The sequence below is a fragment of the Kitasatospora sp. NPDC057500 genome (genome assembly GCF_042802195.1).
In the GTDB taxonomy this organism is placed as follows: Bacteria; Actinomycetota; Actinomycetes; order Streptomycetales; family Streptomycetaceae; genus Kitasatospora.
Map to the genome: position 1 here is coordinate 1 of NZ_JBHVER010000037.1, position 20,974 is coordinate 20,974.

The window sequence follows — 20,974 nt, forward strand, 5'->3', positions numbered from 1 at the left end:
GTGCCCGCCCGGACGGGCCACGGCCGCCGCGTACCCGCCCCGGCCGGCGGGCCGACCGCCGAGGCTGGACGTCCCGGCCGGACCACCGTGAAGGAGGACCCCCGCATGACCGGACCCGACCCCGCCCGCGCGGCCGTCCCGGCGGCGCTCGACCGGGCCGCCGCCACCGCGCACCTCAACGCCTTCATCACCCTGGACGCCGAGGGCGCACTCGCCGAGGCGGCCCGCCGCGACGCCCGGGGCGGCCCCGCGGGCTGGTGCCTGGTGGTCAAGGACAACATCCATGTCGCCGGCCTGCCCAACACCGCGGGCACCCCCGCCCTGCGCGGCTTCGTCCCCCGCGCCGACGCGCCCGTGGTGGCCGCCCTGCGCGCGGCGGGGGCGATCGTGCTGGGCAAGACCAACCTGCACGAGCTGTCGATGGGCGCCACCTCCTGCAACCGGACCTTCGGCGCCGTCGGCAACGCCGCCGACCCGGCGCTCTTCGCGGGCGGCAGCAGCGGCGGGACGGCCGCCGCGGTGGCGGCCGGTGTCGCGGACGCCGGGCTCGGCACCGACACCGGCGGCTCGGTCACCGTCCCGGCGGCGCTGTGCGGCGTCTACGGCCTGCGGCCCAGCGCCGGCCGCTACCCCGCCGGCGGCATCACCCCGCTGTCCACCACCCGGGACACCCCGGGGCCGATCGCCCGCACGCTGGAGCGGCTCACCGCCCTGGACGCGCTGGTCACCGGGGAGAACGGCAGCACGCCGCCCCCGGACCGCCCGCTGCGGCTCGGCCTGCCCCGGCAGGTGTTCGCCGAGGACCTGGACGGCCCGGTCCGGGCGGCCTGGGAGGCGGGCGTCGACCGGCTGGCCGCCGGGGGCGTCGTGTGGGTACCCGTGGACACCGCCCACCTGGCCGAGTTCGACGAACGGATCGGCTTCCCCCTGGTCTTCGGCGAGTTCGCCGCCGCGCTGGCCCGCTACCTCGACGTCCACGGCACCGGGCTCACCCCGGAGGCCGTGCTGGACGCGGCGGGCGATCCCGCCGTCGGCGAGGTGCTGAAGGCCTGCGCCCTGCCCTCCGGCCCGGGGTACCCGGGGCCCGCCGCGCTGGCGGCGGCGGTCGCGGAGCGCCGGGCGATGCAGGCCGCGTACGCCGAACTCCTCGCCGCCGACGGACTGGACGCGCTGGCCGCACCCACCGTCCCGGTCTGCGCGCGGCCGCTGCACCGCTACGAGGACACCCTCCCGCTGAACGGCCGCAACGCGCCCACCTTCGCCACGCTGGTCCGCAACACCTCCCCCGCCGCCACCGCGGGCCAGCCCTCGGTGACGGTGCCGCTGCCGGCCACCGACTCGCCGCCGGTCGGCCTGCAACTGATCGGACGGCGCACGGGCGACCGGGAGCTGCTGGCCGCGGCCGCCCGGGTCGACGCCCTGCTGCACGGCGATCGTCACCACCTTGAGAGGTGAGGAAGCGCTCCGGGAGGGAATCGTCGTGGTGAGCGCCAAGGGCGGGCGCACGCGGCCGGCGGGGCGGGCGCGGCACTCGCGGCGGGGCTGCTGCTCGCCTGCGCGGCCGGCGGCGCGACCGGGAACACCGCCGGCCGCGCCCGGCCGGCCGTCGTCCTGGAGGCAGGGCGCCTTCGCCGACGCCTCCAGCCGGAACGGCGTCATCGCCGAACCGCGCGCCGACGGCCACCCGGCGGTCGCCGCCCGCCGCCGATCCGCTGCGCGCCCCGGGCGGGCGGGGCGCCGTCGGGCTGCGGCCGTCGGCCGACCGGGCGCGGGCCCGGCTGCGACTGGTCCCCGGCGGCACCGCGGCCCGGTTCGAACTGCCCGTCCCGCCGCCGGCCGGTGACTGGGGCACAGCTGCACACTCGTCCCGTGGGCGGTCGGGCAGTCGCGTCGGACAGCAGCGGTTGACCGTCAAGTGACCGATGCGCGCACGGCGCCCCCGGGCGAAGAGTGGGAGCCGCACCTTCCGCCACCACCAAGGGGGACGCGATCCATGGACCGTGACACTTCGCCGCACCGGGCGCACTCGGCGTCCGGGGCGGTGCCCGCGCTGCTCCTGGCCGTCGACCAGCTGCTCGACGAGTTCACCCGCCTTCCCGGGCAGGCGCGGTTCCGGTTCGATCCGGCCACGCCGGCCGTGGTCACCGTGGAGTTCCTCGCGGAGCGCGGGCCGGGCCCGGTCCGGCGGCTCGGGCGCGAGCTGCTGTTCCGGGGCCTGGCGACGATGAGCGGCGGCGGGGACGTCCGGATGTGGCCGACGCAGCGCGAGGAGCAGCCGTCGTCCTGGCTGCTCCTCGAATCGCCGGAGCTGGAGGCGCTGTTCGAACTGCCGACCGCGCCGCTGGCGGTCTGGCTCGACGCCACCTACCGGGCGGTCCCGGCCGGAGCGGAGCCGGACGGGCTGGACTGGGACGGCTTCCTTCTGGAGCTGCTGGAGGGTCCCGGGGTGCCGTCCGAATGAGGCCGCCGCCCGCACCCCCGTGCCGCACCGGGGTGCGGGCCCTCGCGGTCAGGAGCGGGGCGGTGGCGCCGGCCGGCCACGACCGCCGGCTGCGCCGACGGTGGCGGGGCCGTGAACTCCGGCTGAAGCCGGGGGTGCGCCGACGCGTCCTTGCACCGGGCCACAGTCACCTGTCAGCATGGTGATGTGAATCTTGACCATGTCTTCGTATGCGGACATCCGGCCCTGGACTTCGCGGCCACCCTCCGCGCCCGGCGCACCACCCGCTTCGAGATGTTCGTGACGCCGGAGCGGCTGAACGCCTGGTACCTCGACTGCGGACTCGTGGACACGATCACGCCCGGCGACGAGCGCGACGTCCGGGAGGCGAAGACGGTGCGCGAGGCCGTCCACCGGCTGGTCACCAACCGGGTCGCCGGGGAGGACTTCGACCGCGAGGCGCTCGCCGTGCTCAACGCGGCGGCCCGCAAGACCCCGGTGACGCCGCAGCTCACGGTGGCCGGACGGCACAACGAGGCGACCCCCGAGCAGGCGCTGGCGACCGTCGCCCGGCACGCCGTCGAACTCCTCAGCGGCCCGGACCTCCCGCTGATGAAGGAGTGCGGCAACCCGGAGTGCACCCGGATCTACGTCGACCGCTCCCGGGGCATGCGGCGCCAGTGGTGCGGCATGGAGTCCTGCGGGAACCGGATCAAGGCCGCCGCCTACCGCGCCCGGAAGAAGACCGCCCCGGCCGACCTGCACTGAGACCGGCCGAGCGGCAGGAGGGCTTCAGCGACCCGGCGGGGCTTCCCGGGCAGCCCGGAGGCGGCGGGCGGGGCCGGCCGGACGCGGTTCGGGTCCCGCGCCGGGGGACGGGCGCGGGACCCGCGGTCGGACGGTCCGGTTCACTCAGGCGGCGTCGGCGGCCCGGGCGTTGATGACGACCGGGATGTTGTCGCGGGTCGCCTTGGAGTAGGGGCAGGTCCGGTGGGCGGCCTGCGCGAGCTCCTCGGCGGTGGCCTGGTCCACCCCGCCGAGCACCGGGCTGAGGACGGCGGAGAGGCCGAACTCGCCGTCGTCGCCGTGGGTGAGCGTGATCTCGGCGGTGATCGCCGTACTGGTGAGCCGGATCCCGCGGCCGCCGGCGGCCAGGCGCAGGGCGCCGAGGAAGCAGGCGGCCCAGCCGGCGGCGAGCAACTGCTCGGGGTTGGTCGCGGTGCCGGCGCCGCCGAACTCCTTGGGGATGGCGAGGCCGGTCTCCAGCAGACCGTCCGAGGAGCGGACCCGGCCGCCGTTGCGGCCCTCCCCGTCGACGTCGACAACGGCGGTGTAGCTGACTGCCATGAGTGGTGCTCCCCATCCGATCGGAAGTGTCCGGCCACCCCTTCGGCCCCGACGAGAGGCCTTCCATCGTCACTGGTTGGAGCGGTGACGCCAGCATGGCAGTCGAGCCAATCACCCGTCAAGGTGGTGACGGAAGTGGATCGGCGGCTCCTCCGGAGCCCTCCGCGACCGGGCGCGGGGCCTCTACAATGGGCGACCGTCGCGAGTGGTCGATCCGCACACGCACCGCGCGTGTGCACGGGGTGAGGGAAGAGGTGTGCCGTGCCCGACGCAGACTCCGGTACGTCCGCGCTCGCAGGGAAGATCGACCGGCTGTTCGACGTGGTCCGCCGCCCCGACCGCGAGCCCTACACCCACGAGGAGGTCGCCCGCGCCTGCCGGGAGGCGACCGGCGAGAGCTTCTCGGCGACCTACCTGTGGCAGCTGCGCACCGGCCGCCGGGACAACCCGACGAAACGTCACCTCGAAGCCCTGGCCCAGTTCTTCCAGGTGCCGCCGGTGTACTTCTTCGACGACCGGCAGAGCGCCCGGATCGCCGAGGAACTCGCCCTGCTCGGCGCGCTGCGGGACGCCGGCGTGCGCGACGTGGCGCTGCGCGCGGTGACCCTGTCGCCCGAGGGGCTCGGCACGATCCGCGACATGATCGAGGCGATCGCCCGCCGCGAGGCCGGCGGCAGGTAGCGGAAATCGGCGTCGAAGCGGTTCTCCCGGCGCGTCCCCGTCCGTAGGATCGCCTCCCGGCTGAGGGCGGGTCGAACACCAGGGGGGAATGGACGTGGGGCATCCGGGCGGGACCGACCGCGGGCTCTGGCAGCGATGTCGCAGCGTGGCGGAGGCGGTGCCGCTCCCGGAGCCCTTCGGCATCCCGGCGCTGGCCGAGGCGCTCGCCCGGCGGCGCGGCAGGCCGATCGAGCTGATCCCGCTCTCCGGGCCCGTCGACGCGGCCTGCGGCGCGCTGGTCAGCACCGACCGCGCGGACTACATCGGCTACCCGGTCGACACGACCGCGCTGCACCAGCAGCACATCGTGCTGCACGAGGTCGGCCACCTGCTCTGCGGCCACACCGGCGGCGCCGGACTCGGCGCAGCCGCCGCGGACACCCTGCTCCCCCGGCTGCCCGGCGAGCTGGTCCACCGGGTGCTCGGCCGCTCGGTGTACTCGGAGCAGCAGGAGCAGGAGGCCGAACTGGTCGCCTCACTGGCCCTGCACCGGGCGCTGCAACGGCCGCGGGCGGCGGTGACCGCGCGGCTCGCCGAGCGGATCCTGCGGCTCGGGTACGCACTGGACCGCCCATGGCCGCGCGGTGCGGCCCGGCGTGGCTGACCGGTTCCGCCGCCGCCCCCGCGCCGGTCGGCTCCGGCGCGCCGTGCGCGGCGCCGCCCTGCGGGCCGACCCGGGCGGGCGGGCCCGGGCGTGGCGCGACCACCGCCGGCTCGGCCCGCTCTGGTCGGTGCTGCGCTCGGAGCATCCGGAGATCGAACTCGTCACCCCGGAGCGGGACTTCGGCCCGGCGGGCGGGCGGCGGGAGATCCGCTTCGCGCTGTACCGGCGGATCATCGAGATCCGCGACGGCCAGTTGTGCCTGCGCCCCCATCTGCATCCCGGGGTGGCCCGCTGGGTGCGCGAGGTCACCGGGCCCGCCGATCCTGAGGAGTTCGCGGCCGTGGTGGAGGCCGCCGCGATCGCCGCCGCCCTGGAGGCGGCCCGGGCCGGCCGCCGCTTCCCCGCCGGGCCCGGCGGGGGGTGGGTGCCGCACCCGGTGGCGGCCGGTCTCCGTGAGGAGGCCGCCTGGCTGGTGAAAGTGGCCGCGGCGTACGGGAGTTCACCGGTGATGGCGCACGTCCGCCGACGGGTGCGCGCGGAGCTCGCGGAGCGGGACGACGGACCGGACTGAGGTCCGCCCCCGATCCCGGGGGCGCCGGGAACGAGGACCGGGGGCGGACCGGATCAGGCGCCGGCCAGCTCCGGCATCAGGGCGTACACCTGCTCGGCGGAGTCCGGGTCCGCCTCCAGGCAGGCCAGCAGGTCCGCCCGGGCGGGCTCCGCCCGCTCCAGGCCGAGCAGGCAGCGCGCCCGCTGCAACCGGGCGTCCACGTCCTCGGTGGAGTCCACCACCTCGTCCAGCAGCCGGACGGCCTCGCCGTAGCGCCCGGCGTCGTGGTGGACCACGGCCAGGTTGAACCGCAGCCCGGGGTCGGCGGACAGCTCGACGGCACGCGTCAGGTTGCGGCCCGCGCCGTCCAGATCGCCCTGCTGGTAGCGGAGTTCGCCCAGCAGGGCCCAGGCCTGCGCGTACTCCGGCTCGGCGGCGAGCGCGGCCGCGTAGGCGTCGGCGGCGGCGCCGGGGTCCTCCTCGGCGGCCAGCAACTGCCCTTGCAGGCAGAGCAGTCGGGCGTCGCCCGGGGTGCGGGCCAGCCCGGCTCGGACGTCCGCGCCGGCGGCCTCGTACTCGCCCGCCTCGAACAGCAGCGAGGCCCGGTTGATCCGGGCGTCGTCGAACTCCGGGTCGAGCTGGAGGACGTAGCCGAAGTCCGCCACCGCCGCCTCGGTGTCGCCGAGTTCGGCCAGGACGTCGGCCCGGTTGAAGTACGCCTCGGGGAACGGCGGCGAGAGCCGGACGGCCCGGTCGTAGTCGGCCAGCGCCCGTTCCGGCTCGCCGAGGTCGCGCCAGATCATGCCCCGGTCGAAGTGGTACTCGGCGTAGTTGGGGTCGCACTCGATCACCGCGGTGTAGTCGGCGACGGCTTCCGCGTACCGGCCGAGGGCCGCGTACACCTGGGCGCGGTTGTAGCGCAGCACCGAGCGGTGCAGCGCGTGCTCGTGCGGCTCCAGGGTCTCGTCGAGCTGCGCGATGCAGCGGTCCAGCAGCTCCAGCGCGGCCTGCGGGCGGCCCTGGTGGATCTCGATCAGCGCCAGCCCGTTGCGGTTGAACACCACCCGCGCCTCGCGCTCCTTCGGGTCCGGGTGCCAGCGGGCGAAGGCGATCGCCTGGTTGACCCAGGCCCGGGCCAGCCCGTGGTCGCGCCGGCCCGCCTCGAAGTGCCTGGTGTGCAGCATCGCGGTGGCGTACGCGGCCTGCATGTGGACCTCGGGCGAGGTGCTGAGCGTGCGGGCCTCGTCGTAGAGCGGCAGGGCGCGGTCGGCCAGGCCGAGCGCGGCGAAGGAGGTGGTCATCTTGGTGGTGAAGGCCCACCAGTGGGTGGGGTGGCTCTCGTGGGTGACCAGCCTGCGGCCGCGCTCGCCGAGGTCGACGACGGCGTGGTAGTAGCCGAGGTCCATGCAGTGGTCGAGGGCGTGGCGCAGGACGTCGGCGCCGACGCCGGACGGGTCGCTGCCGTGCTCGGCGTGCCAGGCGATGGCTCCCAGGCGCAGCGAGGACTCGCCGGCGGTCTCCAGTTCGGCGCGGCGCAGGTCGTGCAGGCGGGCGCGTTCGTCGGCCGGCAGGGCGAGGTAGCCGGCCAGCGCGGCGGGGTCGTCGCCGGTGCCGTCGGAGGCGATGTGGGCGCGGCCGAGCGCGGCGTCCGGCGCGGCCGTCCCCGGCGGGCCGGCCTGCGGCGACTCCGCCTCGGCCGGCTCGGCGGCGGGCACGTCGAGCGGTACGCAGTGCGCGGCGAGCGCGTCCGGCAGGGTCTCGCGGCCGGGGCCGTCCGTGCGCTCCAGGGCCTCGGTGCCGGTGGTGACCACCACGGTGAGCAGCCCGGGGTCGATCCGCCGCAGCAGGACGGCGAGGAACTCCCCGTCGGTGGGGTCGGCCCGGTGGGCGTCCTCGACGACCAGGGCGCGCGGGCCCTCGCCGGCCGCCCGCAGGTACGCCTCCAGGAACTCGACCAGGCCGTGGGCGATCCGCAGGGTGCGCAGCGCGGAGTAGAAGCGGGTGCGTTCCTTGGGCACGGCGAGCGAGGTGAGCGTCTCGCGGGTGGCGGGCACCAGGTCGCGCAGTTCCGGGGTGGTGGAGAGGAGTTCGATGTCGTGCCCGGTGACGGCCTCGGGGCAGCGGGCCAGCACGTCGGGCACGATCGCGCGCAGGATCGACCCGACGGCGGTGTAGGGCCCGCGCAGCCGGCGGTCGGCGTTCACCACGGCGAGCACGGGCGGCAGGCCGAGCCCGTCGAGGGCCTCGGCGCGGGCGACGCGCCGGGCGGCGCGGACCCAGTGGTGGCGGTGGTCGGCCATGGCACAGCTGCCTTTCGTGCGGTGACGTGGGATCGGGGGAACGCAGTGTCAGGTCGCGCGGGCGGCACGCCGCTCGCGCAGGGCGATGACCACGACGACGCCGGTCTGGACGAGGGTCAGCACCATCAGCAGCAGCGAGTCGAGGCGGCCGGCCAGGGACGCCTCGCCGGTCAGCCGCAGCCACATGTCGCGCAGCAGCCGGTAGGCGGTCGGTACGACGACGCCCGCGAACACGGTGAGCGTGAAGGCGTAGCCGGTCACCATCAGCCAGGCGTACCAGCGCGCGACCCGCCGGTCGACCGGGTGGTGCGCCGACAGGTCCGCGGGCGGGCGTCCGGTGACCCGCCGTGCGGCGTTGCGCAGCACGTCGCTCGCCGCGGCGTGCAGGTTGACGCAGCCCAGCGCGGTGCAGAGCAGGACGTAGATATCGGTGCGCAGGTAGAAGAAGCCCTGCCAGGCGAGCCGCAGCACGGTGGCGTAGGCGACCGCGAGGCAGAGCCGTGCGGCGCCCGCGTCGAACCCGCGCAGGAGGTCGGCGGTCAGGGTGAGGACGGCGATCGCCAGGACGTCGGCCAGCATGCCCGCCAGGATGGGCAGGTAGCGCTTCCGGCGCGGCACGCTGACCAGCCCGTCGAGCGAGGTCTCCAGCACCAGGTAGACCAGCCGGCGGCCGACCGAGAGCCGCGAGCGCAGTCCGAGCCGTCGGCCGGCCAGCGCGTGGAAGGCCTCGTGCAGGGCGAGCAGCGGCGCCTGGCCGAAGAACAGCAGCAGCACGACCAGGGTGTAGGAGGGGCTGAAGAACAGGTTGTCCATGCTCGGGACGAGGGCCGGCACCCGGATCATCTCGGCGGCGGCGAGCGCGGTGAGCAGCGCGTAGCCGATCAGCGCGGGCCGGCTGAAGACCGCCCGGCCCAGGCGCTGCCAGCGCACCGGCGCGGCCTCGGGGGCCGTCGCGGCCGGCTCGCCGGCGGGGCGGAGCAGGTCGAGGTCGGCGAGGACCTCGACCAGGTCGGCGATGTCGACGCTCTCGCCGTGCGCCTGCCGGTAGCGCTCGGCGGCCTCGCGGGGCGTGGCGCCGTCGGCGAGCAGCCGGACCAGTTCGGCGCCGTCGGCCGGGAAGACGGCGTAGGTGTCGTTCTCCGGGCTGCCGATGGTGACCTCGTCGCCCTCCTCCAGGTAGACGAGCCGGCGCAGGGGCAGCGGACGGTCCAGGTCGAGTCCCGGGGCGTTGGAGCTGCTGTCCACGGAGGCGTGCACGGATCCTCCTGCGGGAGGTGGGCGGAGGGCGGACGGGGTCGGGAGGGGGACGGAGCGGTGCCGGCCGTGACGCACCCGGCCGGCACCGCGTTTCCCCGTGCCCGGGGGTTCGGATCAGAGCTGCTGGGCCACGATGCAGTCCCACGGCAGGTACAGCGCACGAGCCGTGCTGGTCAGACGGACCGGGCCGGCCTTGCGGACGACGATCTTCTTCATGACGGACATCTCCTTCCATGACGGACGGTCAACAGAGTCGGCCTATGAGCTGAAATGAATGAGCTTTTGTCACTCAGTCATTTCAGCTCGGCCAGCACCAAGGTTGGTGAACCTGAGCGGCCCCCGTCAAGGGATGCGCACCGTGCCGCACGGGGTTGCGCCCTGGCAATGAATAAACTGAAATGAATGGCGGACCATGCACGACGACCCCGGCCGCAGGACTTGCGGCCGGGGTCGCGGGGCGGGTCCGGTCAGAGGCCGCGGGCCAGCCGGTCGGTGAGCAGCCGGGTGAACCGGGCCGGATCCGGCAGGTCACCGCCCTCGGCGAGCAGCGCGCCGCCGTGGACCAGCTCGGCGACCTCCGCCAGGGAGGCGTCCCCGGGGTCGGCCTCGTGCGCCGCGCGCAGCGCGGTGATCAGCGGGTGCCCGGGGTTCAGTTCCAGGATCCGCTTGACCGGGGGCAGTTCCTGCCCCATGGCGCGGTACATCTTCTCCAGGGTCGGCGTCATGTCCTGGGCGTCGCCGACGATGCACGCCGCCGAGGTGGTCAGCCGCGAGGAGAGCCGGACCTCCTTCACCTGCCCGGACAGCGCCGTCGTCAGCCACGGCAGCAGCGCGGCGAACTCCTGCTCGCGCCTGGCCTTCTCGGCCTCGGCCGCCTCGTCGCCGTCGGCCGGCTCGTCCAGGTCGACCTGGCCCTTGGCGATGGATTGGAGGCGGTGGCCGTCGAAGTCCGGCACCCGCTCGACCCAGACCTCGTCCACCGGGTCGGTGAGGATCAGCACCTCGTACCCCTTGGCGGCGAACGCCTCCATGTGCGGGGAGTTCTCCACCGTGGCGCGGTCCTCGCCGGTCAGGTAGTAGATCGCCTCCTGGCCCTCCTTCATCCGCCCGACGTACTCGCGCAGGGTGGTGGGCCGCTCCGCGTCGTGGGTGGAGGCGGCCGCCACCAGCTCCAGCAGGGCCGCGGTGCTGTCGGCGTCCTCCAGCAGGCCCTCCTTGAGCACCCGGCCGAACTGCTCCCACAGCTTCAGGTAGCGCTCGGTGTCCTTGGTCCGGATGTCCTTCAGCGCGCCGAGCACCTTCTTGACCAGGCGCCGGCGCACGCCGCGGATCTGGCGGTCGTGCTGGAGGATCTCGCGGGAGATGTTCAGCGACAGGTCGTGGGCGTCCACCACGCCCTTGACGAAGCGCAGGTAGTCGGGCATCAGCGCTTCGCAGTCGTCCATGATGAACACCCGCTTGACGTACAGCTGCACGCCGCGCTTGGCGTCGCGGGAGAACAGGTCGAACGGGGCCTGCTCGGGGATGAACAGCAGCGCCTCGTACTCGAAGGTGCCCTCGGCGCGCATGTGGACGGTCTCGGCCGGGGGGAGCCAGTCGTGGCTGATCTGCTGGTAGAACTCGGTGTACTCGGCCTCGGTCACCTCGCTGCGCGGCCGGGCCCACAGGGCCTTCATCGAGTTGAGGGTCTCGACCTGCGGCGCGCCGGCGCCCTCGGCGCCTTCCGCGCCCTCGGCACTCTCGGTGCCCTCGGTGCCCTCGGCGGCGGTGCGCTCGCTCGCCATCCGGATCGGCCAGCGGATGAAGTCCGAGTACTGCTTGACGATCTGGCGGATCTTCCACTCCGCCAGGTAGTCGGCCAGGCCGTCCTCGCCGTCGGCGGGCTTGAGGTGCAGGGTGACGGAGGTGCCGACGGGCAGGCCGTCGAGGGCCTGGATCTCGTAGGTGCCCTCGCCGTCGGACTCCCACTGGGTCCCGGCCGCGGTGCCGGCCCGGCGGGTCCGCAGGGTGACCCGGTCGGCGACCATGAACGCCGAGTAGAAGCCGACGCCGAACTGCCCGATCAGGCTCTGCGCCGCGGCGGCGTCCTCGGTCTCCTTGATCTTCTCCAGCAGGCCGGCCGTGCCGGACTTGGCGATGGTGCCGATCAACTCCACGATGTCCTCGCGGCTCATGCCGATCCCGTTGTCGCGGACGGTCAGCGTCCGCGCCTCCCGGTCGACCTCCAGGGCGATGTGGAGGTCGGAGGTGTCGGCGTCGAGGCCGGAGTCGATCAGTGATTCCAGCCGCAGCTTGTCCAGCGCATCGGAGGCGTTCGAGATCAGCTCGCGCAGGAAGATGTCCTTGTTCGAGTAGATCGAGTGAATCACCAACCGGAGCAACTGGCGCGTCTCGGCCTGGAATTCCAGCGTCTCGACAGTGCTACCCACTCGGGGGTCTCCTCTCAGGGGCGGTGCGTGAGCGACGGACGCGGCGGGGCGCCGGACGGCCCCCCTCCGCACCCGCATGATAGGCGGCCGAGCGGATCCCGTGGGCGTTACATCTTGACACGAGATGTAACAATGTCACGCAGCACAGCGCACGGAGAGCACGGAGCACCGCATGCACCCCTTCCTCGACCACCCGGGGCCGCTCGCCTTCGCGCACCGGGGCGGCGACCTCGGCCGCCCGGAGAACTCGCTAGCCGCCTTCGGGGCCGCCGTCGCCCTCGGGTACCGCTACCTGGAGACGGACGTGCACGCCACCTCCGACGGCGTGCTGGTGGCGTTCCACGACCACCGGCTCGACCGGGTCACCGACCGCACCGGGGCGCTCGCCGAACTGCCCTGGCGCACCGTCCGGCAGGCCCGGATCGGCGGCACCGAGCCGGTGCCGCTGCTGGAGGACCTGCTCGGTGCCTTCCCCGACGCCCGGTTCAACATCGACGTCAAGGCGGCGCCCGCCGTCGGGCCGCTGGTCGAGGCGGTCCGCCGGACCGGCGCCTGGGACCGGGTCTGCGTCGGCGGCTTCTCCGACACCCGGCTCGCCGCCGTCCGCGCCGCCGCCGGGCCCCGGCTGGCCACCTCGCTCGGACCCCGCGAGGTCGCCCGGCTGCGGCTGCGCTCGCTGGCGGGACCGCTCGCCGGAACGCTCGCCCGGCGCGGCGGGGCGCCCTGGGCGGGCCTCTGCGCGCAGGTGCCCGAACGGCACCGGGGCGTACGGGTGGTGGACCGGGCCTTCGTGCGCACCGCACACCGCCTCGGCCTCCAGGTTCACGTCTGGACCGTGGACGACGCCACACGCATCCGCTCTCTGCTCGACCTGGGCGTGGATGGCATCATGGCCGATCGCATCGACGTCCTGCGCGACGTCCTCCGCGAGCGCGGCCGCTGGGTCCCCGGCGGCACGGGCTCCAGCACGGGGATGGGAACAGCATGAGCACCACGGCCGAACGGTCCGGGCACCCGCCGACCGCCACCGACGACGACCGCCGCGCACTGCGCCGGATACAGGTCGGCTGGTACATCAACGACTGGGCCAACGCGGCCTTCTCCGCCACCGTCCTGACGGTGTTCCTCGGGCCCTATCTGACCTCGGTCGCCAAGGAGGCCGCCGACGCCGACGGCGATGTGCACCCCTTCGGCCTGTCGATCCGGGCGGGCTCGTTCTTCCCGTACACGGTCTCCTTCTCGGTGCTGCTCTCGGTCGGCGCGATGCTGCTGGCCGGGACGGTCGCCGACCGCACCGGGCGGCACAAGGAGTTGATGTGCGGCTTCGCGTACCTCGGCGCGACCGCCACCATGGGCATGTTCTTCCTCGGCGGGGACCGCTACCTGCTCGGCGGCGGCCTGCTGGTCGTCGCCAACCTCGCGTACGCGGTGTCGGTCGCGCTCTCCTACGCCTACCTGCCGGGCCTGGCCTCGCCCGACGAGCGCGACGCGGTGTCCTCCAAGGGCTGGGCGTACGGGTACGCGGGCGGCGGGCTGCTGCTGATCGCCAACCTGGTGCTGTTCCAGGGGCACGACGCGTTCGGGCTCTCCTCCGGCACCGCCGTACGGATCTGCCTGGCGTCGGCGGGGCTGTGGTGGGCGCTGTTCACCATCGTGCCGATGCTCCGGCTGCCGTCCCGGGCCGGGGTGCTTCCCGGGCACGCCGCCGGGGCGGTCGAGGACAAGCCGGCCGCCGGCAGTCTGCGGGAGCTCGGCCGCACCCTGCGCGGCATGCGGCGCCACCCGCTCACCCTGCTCTACCTGGCCGCCTTCCTCTGCTACAACGACGGCATCCAGACCGTGGTCTCGCAGGCCTCGCTCTACGGCAGCGAGGAGCTGGGCATGGACCAGACCTCGCTGGTCACCGCCGTGCTGCTGGTGCAGGTGGTGGCGATCGGCGGCGCGCTGCTGCTCGGCCGGATCGCCCACCGGTACGGCGCCAAGCGGACCATCCTGGGCTCGCTGGCCGGCTGGGTGGTCACGCTCGCGCTGGGGTACTTCATGCCGGCCCACCAGCCGGCCTGGTTCTACGCCCTGGCCTGCATGATCGGCCTGGTGCTCGGCGGCAGCCAGGCGCTGTCGCGCTCGCTGTTCTCGCACCTGATCCCGGCCGGCAAGGAGGCCGAGTACTTCAGCGTGTACAAGGTCAGCGACCGCGGCACCAGCTGGATGGGGCCGCTGGTCTTCGGCCTCGCCTACCAGGTCACCGGCAGCTACCGCTCCGCGATCATCTCGCTGCTGGTGTTCTTCGTCATCGGCTTCGCCGTACTGCTGAAGGTCCCGGTGCGGCGGGCGATCGAGGCCGTCGGCAACCCGGTGCCCGAGCGTCTCTGAGAACCCGACGGCTCAGGCGCCCGTGGCGGGCTTCCAGCCGAGCGACGGGGCGAGCACGGTGGCGATGTCGGTGAGGATCTGCACGTAGTCCTCGTGGCCGAAGGTGAACGGCAGCGCGAACACCACCTCGTCCACCTCCCGGAACCCGGCGTGGGCGTACAGCCGCTCGGCGATCTCGGCGGAGCTGCCGACGAGGTCGCGGGCGAACACGATCCGCGACGGGCCCTGCGGGGTGGCGGTGCGGGGCGTGCGGTCGCGGGCGTACGCGTGGTAGCGGGCCCGCTGGTCGGCGGTGGCGCTGTCGGTGGGGATCACCACCAGCCCCTGCGAGACCCGGGCCCGGGCGCCCAGCGGGTGGTGCGCGCGGAAGGCGGCGATCTGCGAGCGCTGGATCTCGGCGAAGTCCTCCGACTCCTCCGCCCGCACCACGTTGCTGGTGAGCAGGCCGAGCCCCTGCTCACCGGCCCAGCGGGCGGAGCGCAGGCTCCCGCCGCCGTACCAGAAGCGGTCCGCCAGTCCGGGCGAGACCGGCTGCACCCGGTCCGAGTAGACCTCGATGCCCTCGACCCCGCTGAAGTCGGTGGCCGGCTCGCCGCGCAGGAAGCCCAGCAGCCGGGCCACCCGCCGGTAGCCGAAGTCCTCGGCGTCGGCGGTGTCCGGGTAGAGCACGCCGGAGACCTGCTCCCAGTGGCCGGGGCGGCCGACGCTCACGCCCGGGTTGAGCCGCCCGCCGGAGAGCAGGTCGACGGTGGCGAGGTCCTCGGCCAGCCGCAGCGGGTTCTCCCAGCCGACCGGGATGACCGCCGTGCCGAGCTGGATCCGGCTGGTGCGCTGGGTGGCCGCCGCCAGCACGGCGACCGGGGAGGAGATGCCGTACTGCAGGTGGCGGTGGCGCACCCAGGCGCTGTCGAAGCCGAGTTCCTCGCCGAGTTCGACCAGCCGCAGCGTCGACTCGTGGCCGCGGGCCGGGTCGGCCGGGTCGAACAGCCCGATGGTCAGGAATCCCAGCTTCCGCAGGGGCTGCTCGTGCGACGGCACCGGTGGTCCTCTTTCCTCGGCTCTCCCCGTCCGGCGGGTGAGCGGCCGGGCGGCGTGCCGTCCACCGTCACACAGCGGCCGGGGCCGCTCAAGGGCCGCCGGGGAATCGCCACGGGACGCAACATCCGTGTCACGTCCCCGCAGTGTTCCGGCGGCCCCGGGGGCCGTCAGCCCCGGGAGAGCAGCTCCAGGGTGTCGATCACCCGGTTGGAGAAGCCCCACTCGTTGTCGTACCAGGCGACCACCTTGACGTGCTTGCCGTCGACCCGGGTGAGGGCGGCGTCGAAGATCGAGGAGGCGGGCTCGCCGGTGATGTCGCCGGAGACCAGCGGCTCGTCGGCGTAGTCGAGGATGCCCTTGAGCGGGCCGTCGGCGGCGGCGCGGTAGGCGGCGAGCACCTCCTCGCGGGTGACCTCGCGCTCGACCGTGGTGTTCAGCTCGACGATCGAGCCGACCGGGACCGGCACCCGGATGGAGTCGCCGGAGAGCTTGCCGTCCAGGTTCGGCAGGACCAAGCCGATGGCCTTGGCGGCGCCGGTGGTGGTCGGCACGATGTTGACGCCGGCGGCACGGGCGCGGCGCAGGTCGCGGTGCGGGCCGTCCTGGAGGTTCTGCTCCTGGGTGTAGGCGTGCACGGTGGTCATGAAGCCGTGCTCGATGCCGGCCAGCTCGTCCAGCACGGAGGCCAGCGGGGCCAGCGCGTTGGTGGTGCAGGAGGCGTTGGAGACGATCACGTGCTCGGCCGGGTCGTAGGCGTCGGTGTTCACGCCGTAGGCCAGGGTGACGTCGGCGCCGTCGGACGGGGCGCTCACCAGGACCTTCCCGGCACCCGCCGTGAGGTGGGCGCGGGCGGCCTCGGCGGAGGTGAAGCGGCCGGTGGCCTCCAGCACGATGTCCACGCCGAGTTCGGCCCACGGCAGGTCGGCGGGGTCGCGCTCGGCGAGCACCTTGATCCGGCGGCCGTCGACGACCAGCACGTCGCCCTCGACCCGCACCGGGTGGCGGAAGCGGCCGAGCGAGCTGTCGAAGCGGAGCAGGTGGGCGAGCGAGTCGATGGGGGCGAGGTCGTTGACGGCGACCACCTCCAGCTCGCTGCCGCGCTCCACCAGGGCGCGCAGGCTGTTGCGGCCGATGCGGCCGAAGCCGTTGATGGCGATGCGGGTCATGAGGGCTCCCTGGGGTCGGGCCGGGCGGTCCGGGTGCTCCGGGCGGTCCGTTCGTTTGATGACGGTTCAATCATCGGACGATCGGAACGAGCCGGACAGGGGCCGGATCGACATGGTGCGCAAGGATCCCGCCAGACTCCCCGCCAACGACCGCAAGGATCTCGCCACGGCCCCGGCCCGGAGCCCGTCAGTCCTCGGCGCGGGCCGCGAAGGTGTGGCGGTACTCGGTGGGCGAGGTGCCGAGGACGCGCTGGAAGTGCAGCCGCAGGTTCGCCCCGGTGCCGAGTCCGACCCGGTCGGCGATCTGCTCCACCCCCAGGTCGCTGCGCTCCAGCAGCTCGCGCGCCAGGTCGACGCGGGCCCGCAGCACCCACTGCATCGGGGTGTACCCGGTGTCCTCGACGAACCGGCGGGAGAAGGTGCGCGCGGAGACCCGGGCGTGCCGGGCGAGCCCCTCCAGCGTCAGCGGCTCGGCGAGGTGCGCCAGCGCCCACTCCCGGGTGTCGGCGAACAGGTCTCCGAGCGGCTCGGGCACGCTGCGCGGCACGTACTGGGCCTGGCCGCCGCTGCGGTAGGGCGCGGCGACCAGCCGGCGCGCCACGTGGTTGGACAGGCCCACCCCGTGGTCGCGCCGCACCAGGTGCAGGCAGAGGTCGATGCCGGAGGCGGCGCCGGCCGAGGTGAGCACGGCGCCCTCGTCGACGAACAGCACGTTCTCGTCGACCCTGATCCGCGGGTGGCGCTCCGCCAGGGCCTTGGCGTAGTGCCAGTGGGTGGTCGCCCGCTTGCCGTCGAGCAGACCGGTGGCCGCCAGCGCGAACGCCCCGGTGGAGATCGCGGCCAGCCGGGCGCCGCGCCGGTGCGCGGCCACCAGTGCCTCGACGACGGCCGCCGGTGGCTCGGTGGTGGCCGGGTCGCGGTAGCCGGGCACGAAGACGGTGTCGGCGTGCTCGACCGCCTCCAGGCCCTCGGCGACGTGGTAGGAGAGGCCGTCGCCGCCGGTCACCAGCCCGGGCGCCGGGCCGCAGACCCGGACCGTGTAGGGCATGCTCGGGCGGCTGGAGAACACCTGGGCGGGGATGCCCACGTCCAGCGGCTTCGCCCCCTCCAGGACCAGGACGGCCACGTGGTGCTTCCTGCGGCCCATCGGACCTCCCTCGCTCCCCGCGGTGCCGGCGGGCGCCGCGGCGCGCCCCGGCCGGTCCGACACCGGCCGCAAGCATCCTGCCATCGGCGGACGCCCGCGGCCCGTGCCGGGGCGGGGGTGGGTCGGGATTCGCGTCGGGGTGTCCCGGAGTGCGTCGGGGCGGGTCGGGGTTTGCGTCGGGGCCCGGGCGGGCGGCGGGCTACGGAGCGGCGGTGGCGGCCCGGGCCGGGCGCGGGGCGAGGCCGGCGAGGGCCTCGCTCTTCACCAGCCAGGCCACGCCGAAGGCCAGCACGGAGACCGCCTCGCCCAGGTAGGGCAGGGTCAGCGGCCAATCCCGGGCCAGGTGGAGCAGTCCGGCCGCGGCCACCGTCGCCACCCCGGCCACGATCACCCAGCCGCAGACCAGGTAGACCCGGTCGCGCGCCGGGCGCCGGCCGCCGCCGGCCGGCGAGTCCGCGAACAGCCGCAGGCAGAAGTACGCGAGCACGCCGAACAGGCCCGCCGCGCAGGCGAGATGGATCACGCCGACGGCCGTCTGGACGCCGCTGGGGTGCGCGGTGACGGAGGCCGGCGGCTCGGTGGGGAAGAGCGCCACCCCGATCGCCAGCACCCCGGCGACCGAACTCAGCCGGTCCTCCCGGCGGTCGTGGCGGTAGCAGATGAGGAAGACGCCGATGGCGCACAAGCCGCCGACGAAGACATTGCGCATGTCGGTGTAGTAGGACGCGCTCATCGAGTCGAGCAGCGCGATCCGGGCGGAGGTGAGGCTGTTGCCGACGGGCAGCACGATCGGCAGCAGGAAGCCGAGCACACCGACCCCGAGCCGCAGTCGGCGCACCGTGCGCACGTCCTGGGCCTGGGGATCGACGGGGGGACGGACATCGGCGGGGGTTCGGGACATGACGAGGCCTCCTTCGACGAGCTGAGGCTGTCGCACCGCGGCCGGGAGCGGCGGTCGCGGCAGGGTGATACCCGCGCCGGGCCGTCCGGCAACCCCCTCCGGCCAGCTGCTCTGACTGTCCGTCACCGAATCGTGACGCGACGCCGGGTCAGCCGGCCGGCCGGAGCAGCTCGTCGATCGGCTGGGCCCGGCGCAGCGGCACGAACCGCACCCCGCCGTCGGCGTTCACCGTGAACCCGTGGACGGCCGGCTCGGGCAGGCTGTTGTACTGGAAGTGGGTCGTCGCGTAGTACGCGCCGGTGTCGAGCAGCGCGACCAGGTCGCCCGGCTCCAGCGGCGGCAGCGGACGGGCCCTGGCGAGCAGGTCGCCGGCGAAGCAGCAGGGGCCGGCGACGTCCTGCGGCAGCGGCGCGCCGTCCTTGGCGGCGCCCGAGGGGTGGTGGGCGGTGATCCGCAGCGGCCAGGCGTCCGGCATGAACACCGTGCGGGTGGCGACCTGGGCGCCGGCGTGGGTGACGGCGATCCGCCGGCCCCCGGAGTCCTTGGTGTACTCGACGTAGGCGGCGGTGAAGCCGTTCTTGGCGAGCAGTGAGCGGCCGAACTCGGTGGCCAGCCGGTACCGGCCGTCGAACAGCTCCGGGGCGTGCGTCCGCAGCCGCTCGACGTAGTCGGCGAAGGTGGGCGCGGTGGTGTCGTCGGCGAAGTTGACGGGCAGTCCGCCGCCGAGGTCGATGCCCACCACCTGGCGGCGGCCGAGCTCGGCGTTGACCCGCTCGGCGAAGGCGACGGCCTGGCCGACGCCCTCGGCCATCAGGTCCAGCGGGCAGCCCTGCGAGCCGACGTGCACATGGATCCAGGTGAGCCGGGGGCGCGCGCGGAACGCCTCCACCAGGCGCCGCGCGTTGCCCTCGTCCGCGAGGGTGATGCCGAACTTGGAGGTCGCGGTGGCGGTGCTCATCGCCCCGATCGTCCCGGCGCCGACCTGCGGGTTGACCCGCACGCCGATCCGGGAGGCGGAGGCGCCGGCCCGCAGCAGGTCGTCGACCCGCTCCAGCTCCTGCCAGTTGTCGATGTTGACGGCGGCGCCCAGCTCCAGGGCCCGGACCAGCTCCCGGCGGGTCTTGGCGGGCGAGTCGAAGACGATCCGCCCGGGGTCGAAGCCGGCCGCGAGGGCCTGGGCGAACTCGCCGGGACTGGCCACTTCGCAGCCCATGCCCAGCTCGCGCAGCCGGGCCAGCAGCGGGACCAGGCAGTTCGCCTTCGCCGCGAAGGTGTGCAGCACCTCGACGTCGCCCGGGAAGGCGCGGTGCAGTGCGGTGACGCTCGCGGCCACGCCGTCGAGGTCGACGAAGGCGGCGAGCAGGGCGTCCTCGGGGTCGAGCAGTCGGCGGTGCACGGCCTCGCGCAGCACGAGTTCACGGCGGGCGGCGGGCTGAAGAGGGGTCATGGTGTCGCGCTCCCGGTCTCGTCGGGCGGTCGGACGCCCGGAGCAGGGGGACGGTGTCGCCCCGGGCGTGCCTCCAGGCTGCCGGTCGCGGGGCGGGCACGTCTTCGTCCCACGACGCGGACTTCCCGTGCGGGTTCCGCGTCACCCGACCGGACGGCGCCGGACGTGCCGCCGGTACCGCCGGGTTCGCTCCCGGCAGCGAACCCGGCACCGCACCACCGCCGTAGGCGGCGAACCGACCCCGTATTGAACACGTTCAAATGGATGCGCCATGATGGACGCCGACGGGGTGACCGGCCCTGACCGGGGATGCCGGGCTGCCCCGCCGTACCCGCCGCACCCCGCCGGGTGGCGGCAGAGAGGACGGTCCGCTGTGCCGACACGCCGACAGGCCCGCCGCACCACCGCCGCGACCGCACTGGAACGGGCCTACGGGGCCCCGCCGCGAACGGCCCGGGAGCCGGCGGCCCCGCGCCACCCGTCCGGCGTGCGCGACGTGATCCGCTACAACTGGCCGCTGTACACCGGCGGTGTGCTCGCCGCGGTCGGCGGACGGGCGCTCGCCCAGCGGCTCCCGGGCCCGGCCGCGCGGCTCGCCCGCACGGGGGCGCTCGCGGCCGGCTGGCTGCTCACCGGCAGCACCGCCGCCACCTGGTACGTCTACGACCGCTCCGAGCTGCACGGCTACGCCTGGCTCGACGACCTCCTGCCGGACGGCCCCGGGTGCCACCTCGTGGTCTCGGCGGGCCTCGACGGGACGAGCGGACCGGTCGCCGCCCGTCATCCCGGCGCACCGCAGCTGATCGCCGACCTGTACGACCCGGCGCTGATGACGGAGGCCTCGATCCGCCGCGCCCGCCGCCGGGTACCGCCGGTGCCGGGCGCGGTGGCCGCGCGACCGGCGGAACTGCCCGCGGCGGACGCCTCGTTGGACTCGGTGCTCGCCGTACTCGCCGCCCACGAGCTGCGCCGGGCCGCCGATCGGGCCGCGCTGTTCGCCGAGGCGGCCCGGGTGCTGCGACCGGGCGGATCGCTCGTCCTGGTGGAGCACCTGCGCGACGCCGCCAACACCGCCCTCTACGGCCCGGCCGCACTGCACTTCCGGTCGCGGGCCACCTGGCTCCACCACGCCGCCGCCGCGGGTCTGCGGCCGGCGGCCGAACGGCGGATCGCCGGGCTGGTCACCGCGTTCGCCCTCAGGAGCGACGGGCCGGACGCCGGGCAGTGACCCGGAACCCGGCCGCCCCTTCGCCGC

The 20,974-nt window shown here is 74.7% G+C and carries 18 protein-coding genes; 9 read left to right on the forward strand and 9 right to left on the reverse strand.

The window, feature by feature from the left end; translation table 11 throughout:
• The first annotated feature begins 105 nt into the window (after positions 1-105).
• The 3 genes from ACFU74_RS11165 (at position 106) to ACFU74_RS11175 (ending at position 3,208) form a co-directional block, all read left to right on the forward strand.
• Positions 106-1,455, forward strand: coding sequence for an amidase family protein (locus ACFU74_RS11165; RefSeq protein WP_380755138.1), 1,350 nt, complete (start codon positions 106-108; stop codon positions 1,453-1,455).
• Between the two features lie 538 nt (positions 1,456-1,993).
• Positions 1,994-2,461: an SsgA family sporulation/cell division regulator gene (locus ACFU74_RS11170; protein WP_380755141.1), complete on the forward strand. Its 468-nt coding sequence runs from the start codon at positions 1,994-1,996 to the stop codon at positions 2,459-2,461.
• 186 nt (positions 2,462-2,647) lie between these two features.
• Positions 2,648-3,208, forward strand: a complete 561-nt coding sequence (locus ACFU74_RS11175; RefSeq protein WP_380755143.1) for a CGNR zinc finger domain-containing protein — start codon at positions 2,648-2,650, stop codon at positions 3,206-3,208.
• 144 nt (positions 3,209-3,352) lie between these two features.
• On the opposite strand, the gene ACFU74_RS11180 is transcribed toward ACFU74_RS11175, so the two are convergent.
• Entirely contained in the window at positions 3,353-3,787 is a 435-nt protein-coding gene (locus ACFU74_RS11180) for an Ohr family peroxiredoxin (protein WP_380755145.1), read from the reverse strand.
• Positions 3,788-4,048: 261 nt separating this feature from the next.
• Between ACFU74_RS11180 and ACFU74_RS11185 the strand changes: the two genes are divergently transcribed.
• From ACFU74_RS11185 to ACFU74_RS11195, 3 genes are all read left to right on the forward strand, one after another.
• Positions 4,049-4,468, forward strand: a complete 420-nt coding sequence (locus ACFU74_RS11185) for an XRE family transcriptional regulator (protein ID WP_380755147.1) — start codon at positions 4,049-4,051, stop codon at positions 4,466-4,468.
• Positions 4,469-4,556: 88 nt separating this feature from the next.
• Positions 4,557-5,111, forward strand: coding sequence for a ParH-like protein (locus ACFU74_RS11190; protein ID WP_380755150.1), 555 nt, complete (start codon positions 4,557-4,559; stop codon positions 5,109-5,111).
• Positions 5,104-5,682 carry an MAB_1171c family putative transporter gene (locus tag ACFU74_RS11195; protein WP_380755153.1) on the forward strand — a complete coding sequence of 193 codons (579 nt, stop codon included), beginning with the start codon at positions 5,104-5,106 and terminating at the stop codon, positions 5,680-5,682. The genes ACFU74_RS11190 and ACFU74_RS11195 overlap by 8 nt, the downstream gene beginning before the upstream one ends.
• 53 nt (positions 5,683-5,735) lie before the next feature.
• Here ACFU74_RS11195 and ACFU74_RS11200 read toward each other — a convergent pair whose 3' ends face one another.
• The 3 genes from ACFU74_RS11200 to htpG form a co-directional block, all read right to left on the reverse strand.
• Positions 5,736-7,961 (reverse strand): tetratricopeptide repeat protein, encoded by a 2,226-nt coding sequence (locus tag ACFU74_RS11200; RefSeq protein ID WP_380755155.1) that lies wholly within the window; start codon positions 7,959-7,961, stop codon positions 5,736-5,738.
• A 48-nt stretch (positions 7,962-8,009) separates the two neighbouring features.
• Positions 8,010-9,218 carry a hypothetical protein gene (locus ACFU74_RS11205; protein WP_380755156.1) on the reverse strand — a complete coding sequence of 403 codons (1,209 nt, stop codon included), beginning with the start codon at positions 9,216-9,218 and terminating at the stop codon, positions 8,010-8,012.
• 467 nt (positions 9,219-9,685) lie between these two features.
• Positions 9,686-11,647: a molecular chaperone HtpG gene (gene htpG, locus ACFU74_RS11210; protein WP_380755158.1), complete on the reverse strand. Its 1,962-nt coding sequence runs from the start codon at positions 11,645-11,647 to the stop codon at positions 9,686-9,688.
• Positions 11,648-11,819: 172 nt separating this feature from the next.
• Between htpG and ACFU74_RS11215 the strand changes: the two genes are divergently transcribed.
• Together ACFU74_RS11215 and ACFU74_RS11220 are read left to right on the forward strand one after the other, a co-directional pair.
• Positions 11,820-12,635: a glycerophosphodiester phosphodiesterase gene (locus ACFU74_RS11215; RefSeq protein ID WP_380755160.1), complete on the forward strand. Its 816-nt coding sequence runs from the start codon at positions 11,820-11,822 to the stop codon at positions 12,633-12,635.
• On the forward strand, positions 12,632-14,020 hold the full coding sequence (locus ACFU74_RS11220) for an MFS transporter (protein ID WP_380755162.1): 1,389 nt from the start codon (positions 12,632-12,634) through the stop codon (positions 14,018-14,020). Before ACFU74_RS11215 ends, ACFU74_RS11220 begins: the two co-directional genes overlap by 4 nt.
• Before the next feature lie 12 nt (positions 14,021-14,032).
• On the opposite strand, the gene ACFU74_RS11225 is transcribed toward ACFU74_RS11220, so the two are convergent.
• From ACFU74_RS11225 to ACFU74_RS11245, 5 genes are all read right to left on the reverse strand, one after another.
• Positions 14,033-15,058 (reverse strand): LLM class flavin-dependent oxidoreductase, encoded by a 1,026-nt coding sequence (locus ACFU74_RS11225; protein ID WP_380755163.1) that lies wholly within the window; start codon positions 15,056-15,058, stop codon positions 14,033-14,035.
• Between the two features lie 167 nt (positions 15,059-15,225).
• Entirely contained in the window at positions 15,226-16,224 is a 999-nt protein-coding gene (gene gap / locus ACFU74_RS11230; RefSeq protein ID WP_380755164.1) for a type I glyceraldehyde-3-phosphate dehydrogenase, read from the reverse strand.
• A 187-nt stretch (positions 16,225-16,411) separates the two neighbouring features.
• A complete protein-coding gene (locus tag ACFU74_RS11235) occupies positions 16,412-17,371 on the reverse strand; it encodes a GlxA family transcriptional regulator (protein ID WP_380755166.1) in 960 nt (319 codons plus the stop codon).
• A gap of 199 nt (positions 17,372-17,570) precedes the next feature.
• A complete protein-coding gene (locus ACFU74_RS11240; protein ID WP_380755167.1) occupies positions 17,571-18,272 on the reverse strand; it encodes a DUF998 domain-containing protein in 702 nt (233 codons plus the stop codon).
• A gap of 148 nt (positions 18,273-18,420) precedes the next feature.
• Positions 18,421-19,719 (reverse strand): diaminopimelate decarboxylase, encoded by a 1,299-nt coding sequence (locus tag ACFU74_RS11245; RefSeq protein WP_380755168.1) that lies wholly within the window; start codon positions 19,717-19,719, stop codon positions 18,421-18,423.
• 373 nt (positions 19,720-20,092) lie between these two features.
• On the opposite strand from ACFU74_RS11245, the gene ACFU74_RS11250 reads away from it, so the two are divergent.
• Positions 20,093-20,947 (forward strand): class I SAM-dependent methyltransferase, encoded by an 855-nt coding sequence (locus ACFU74_RS11250; RefSeq protein WP_380755170.1) that lies wholly within the window; start codon positions 20,093-20,095, stop codon positions 20,945-20,947.
• Positions 20,948-20,974: the final 27 nt, after the last annotated feature.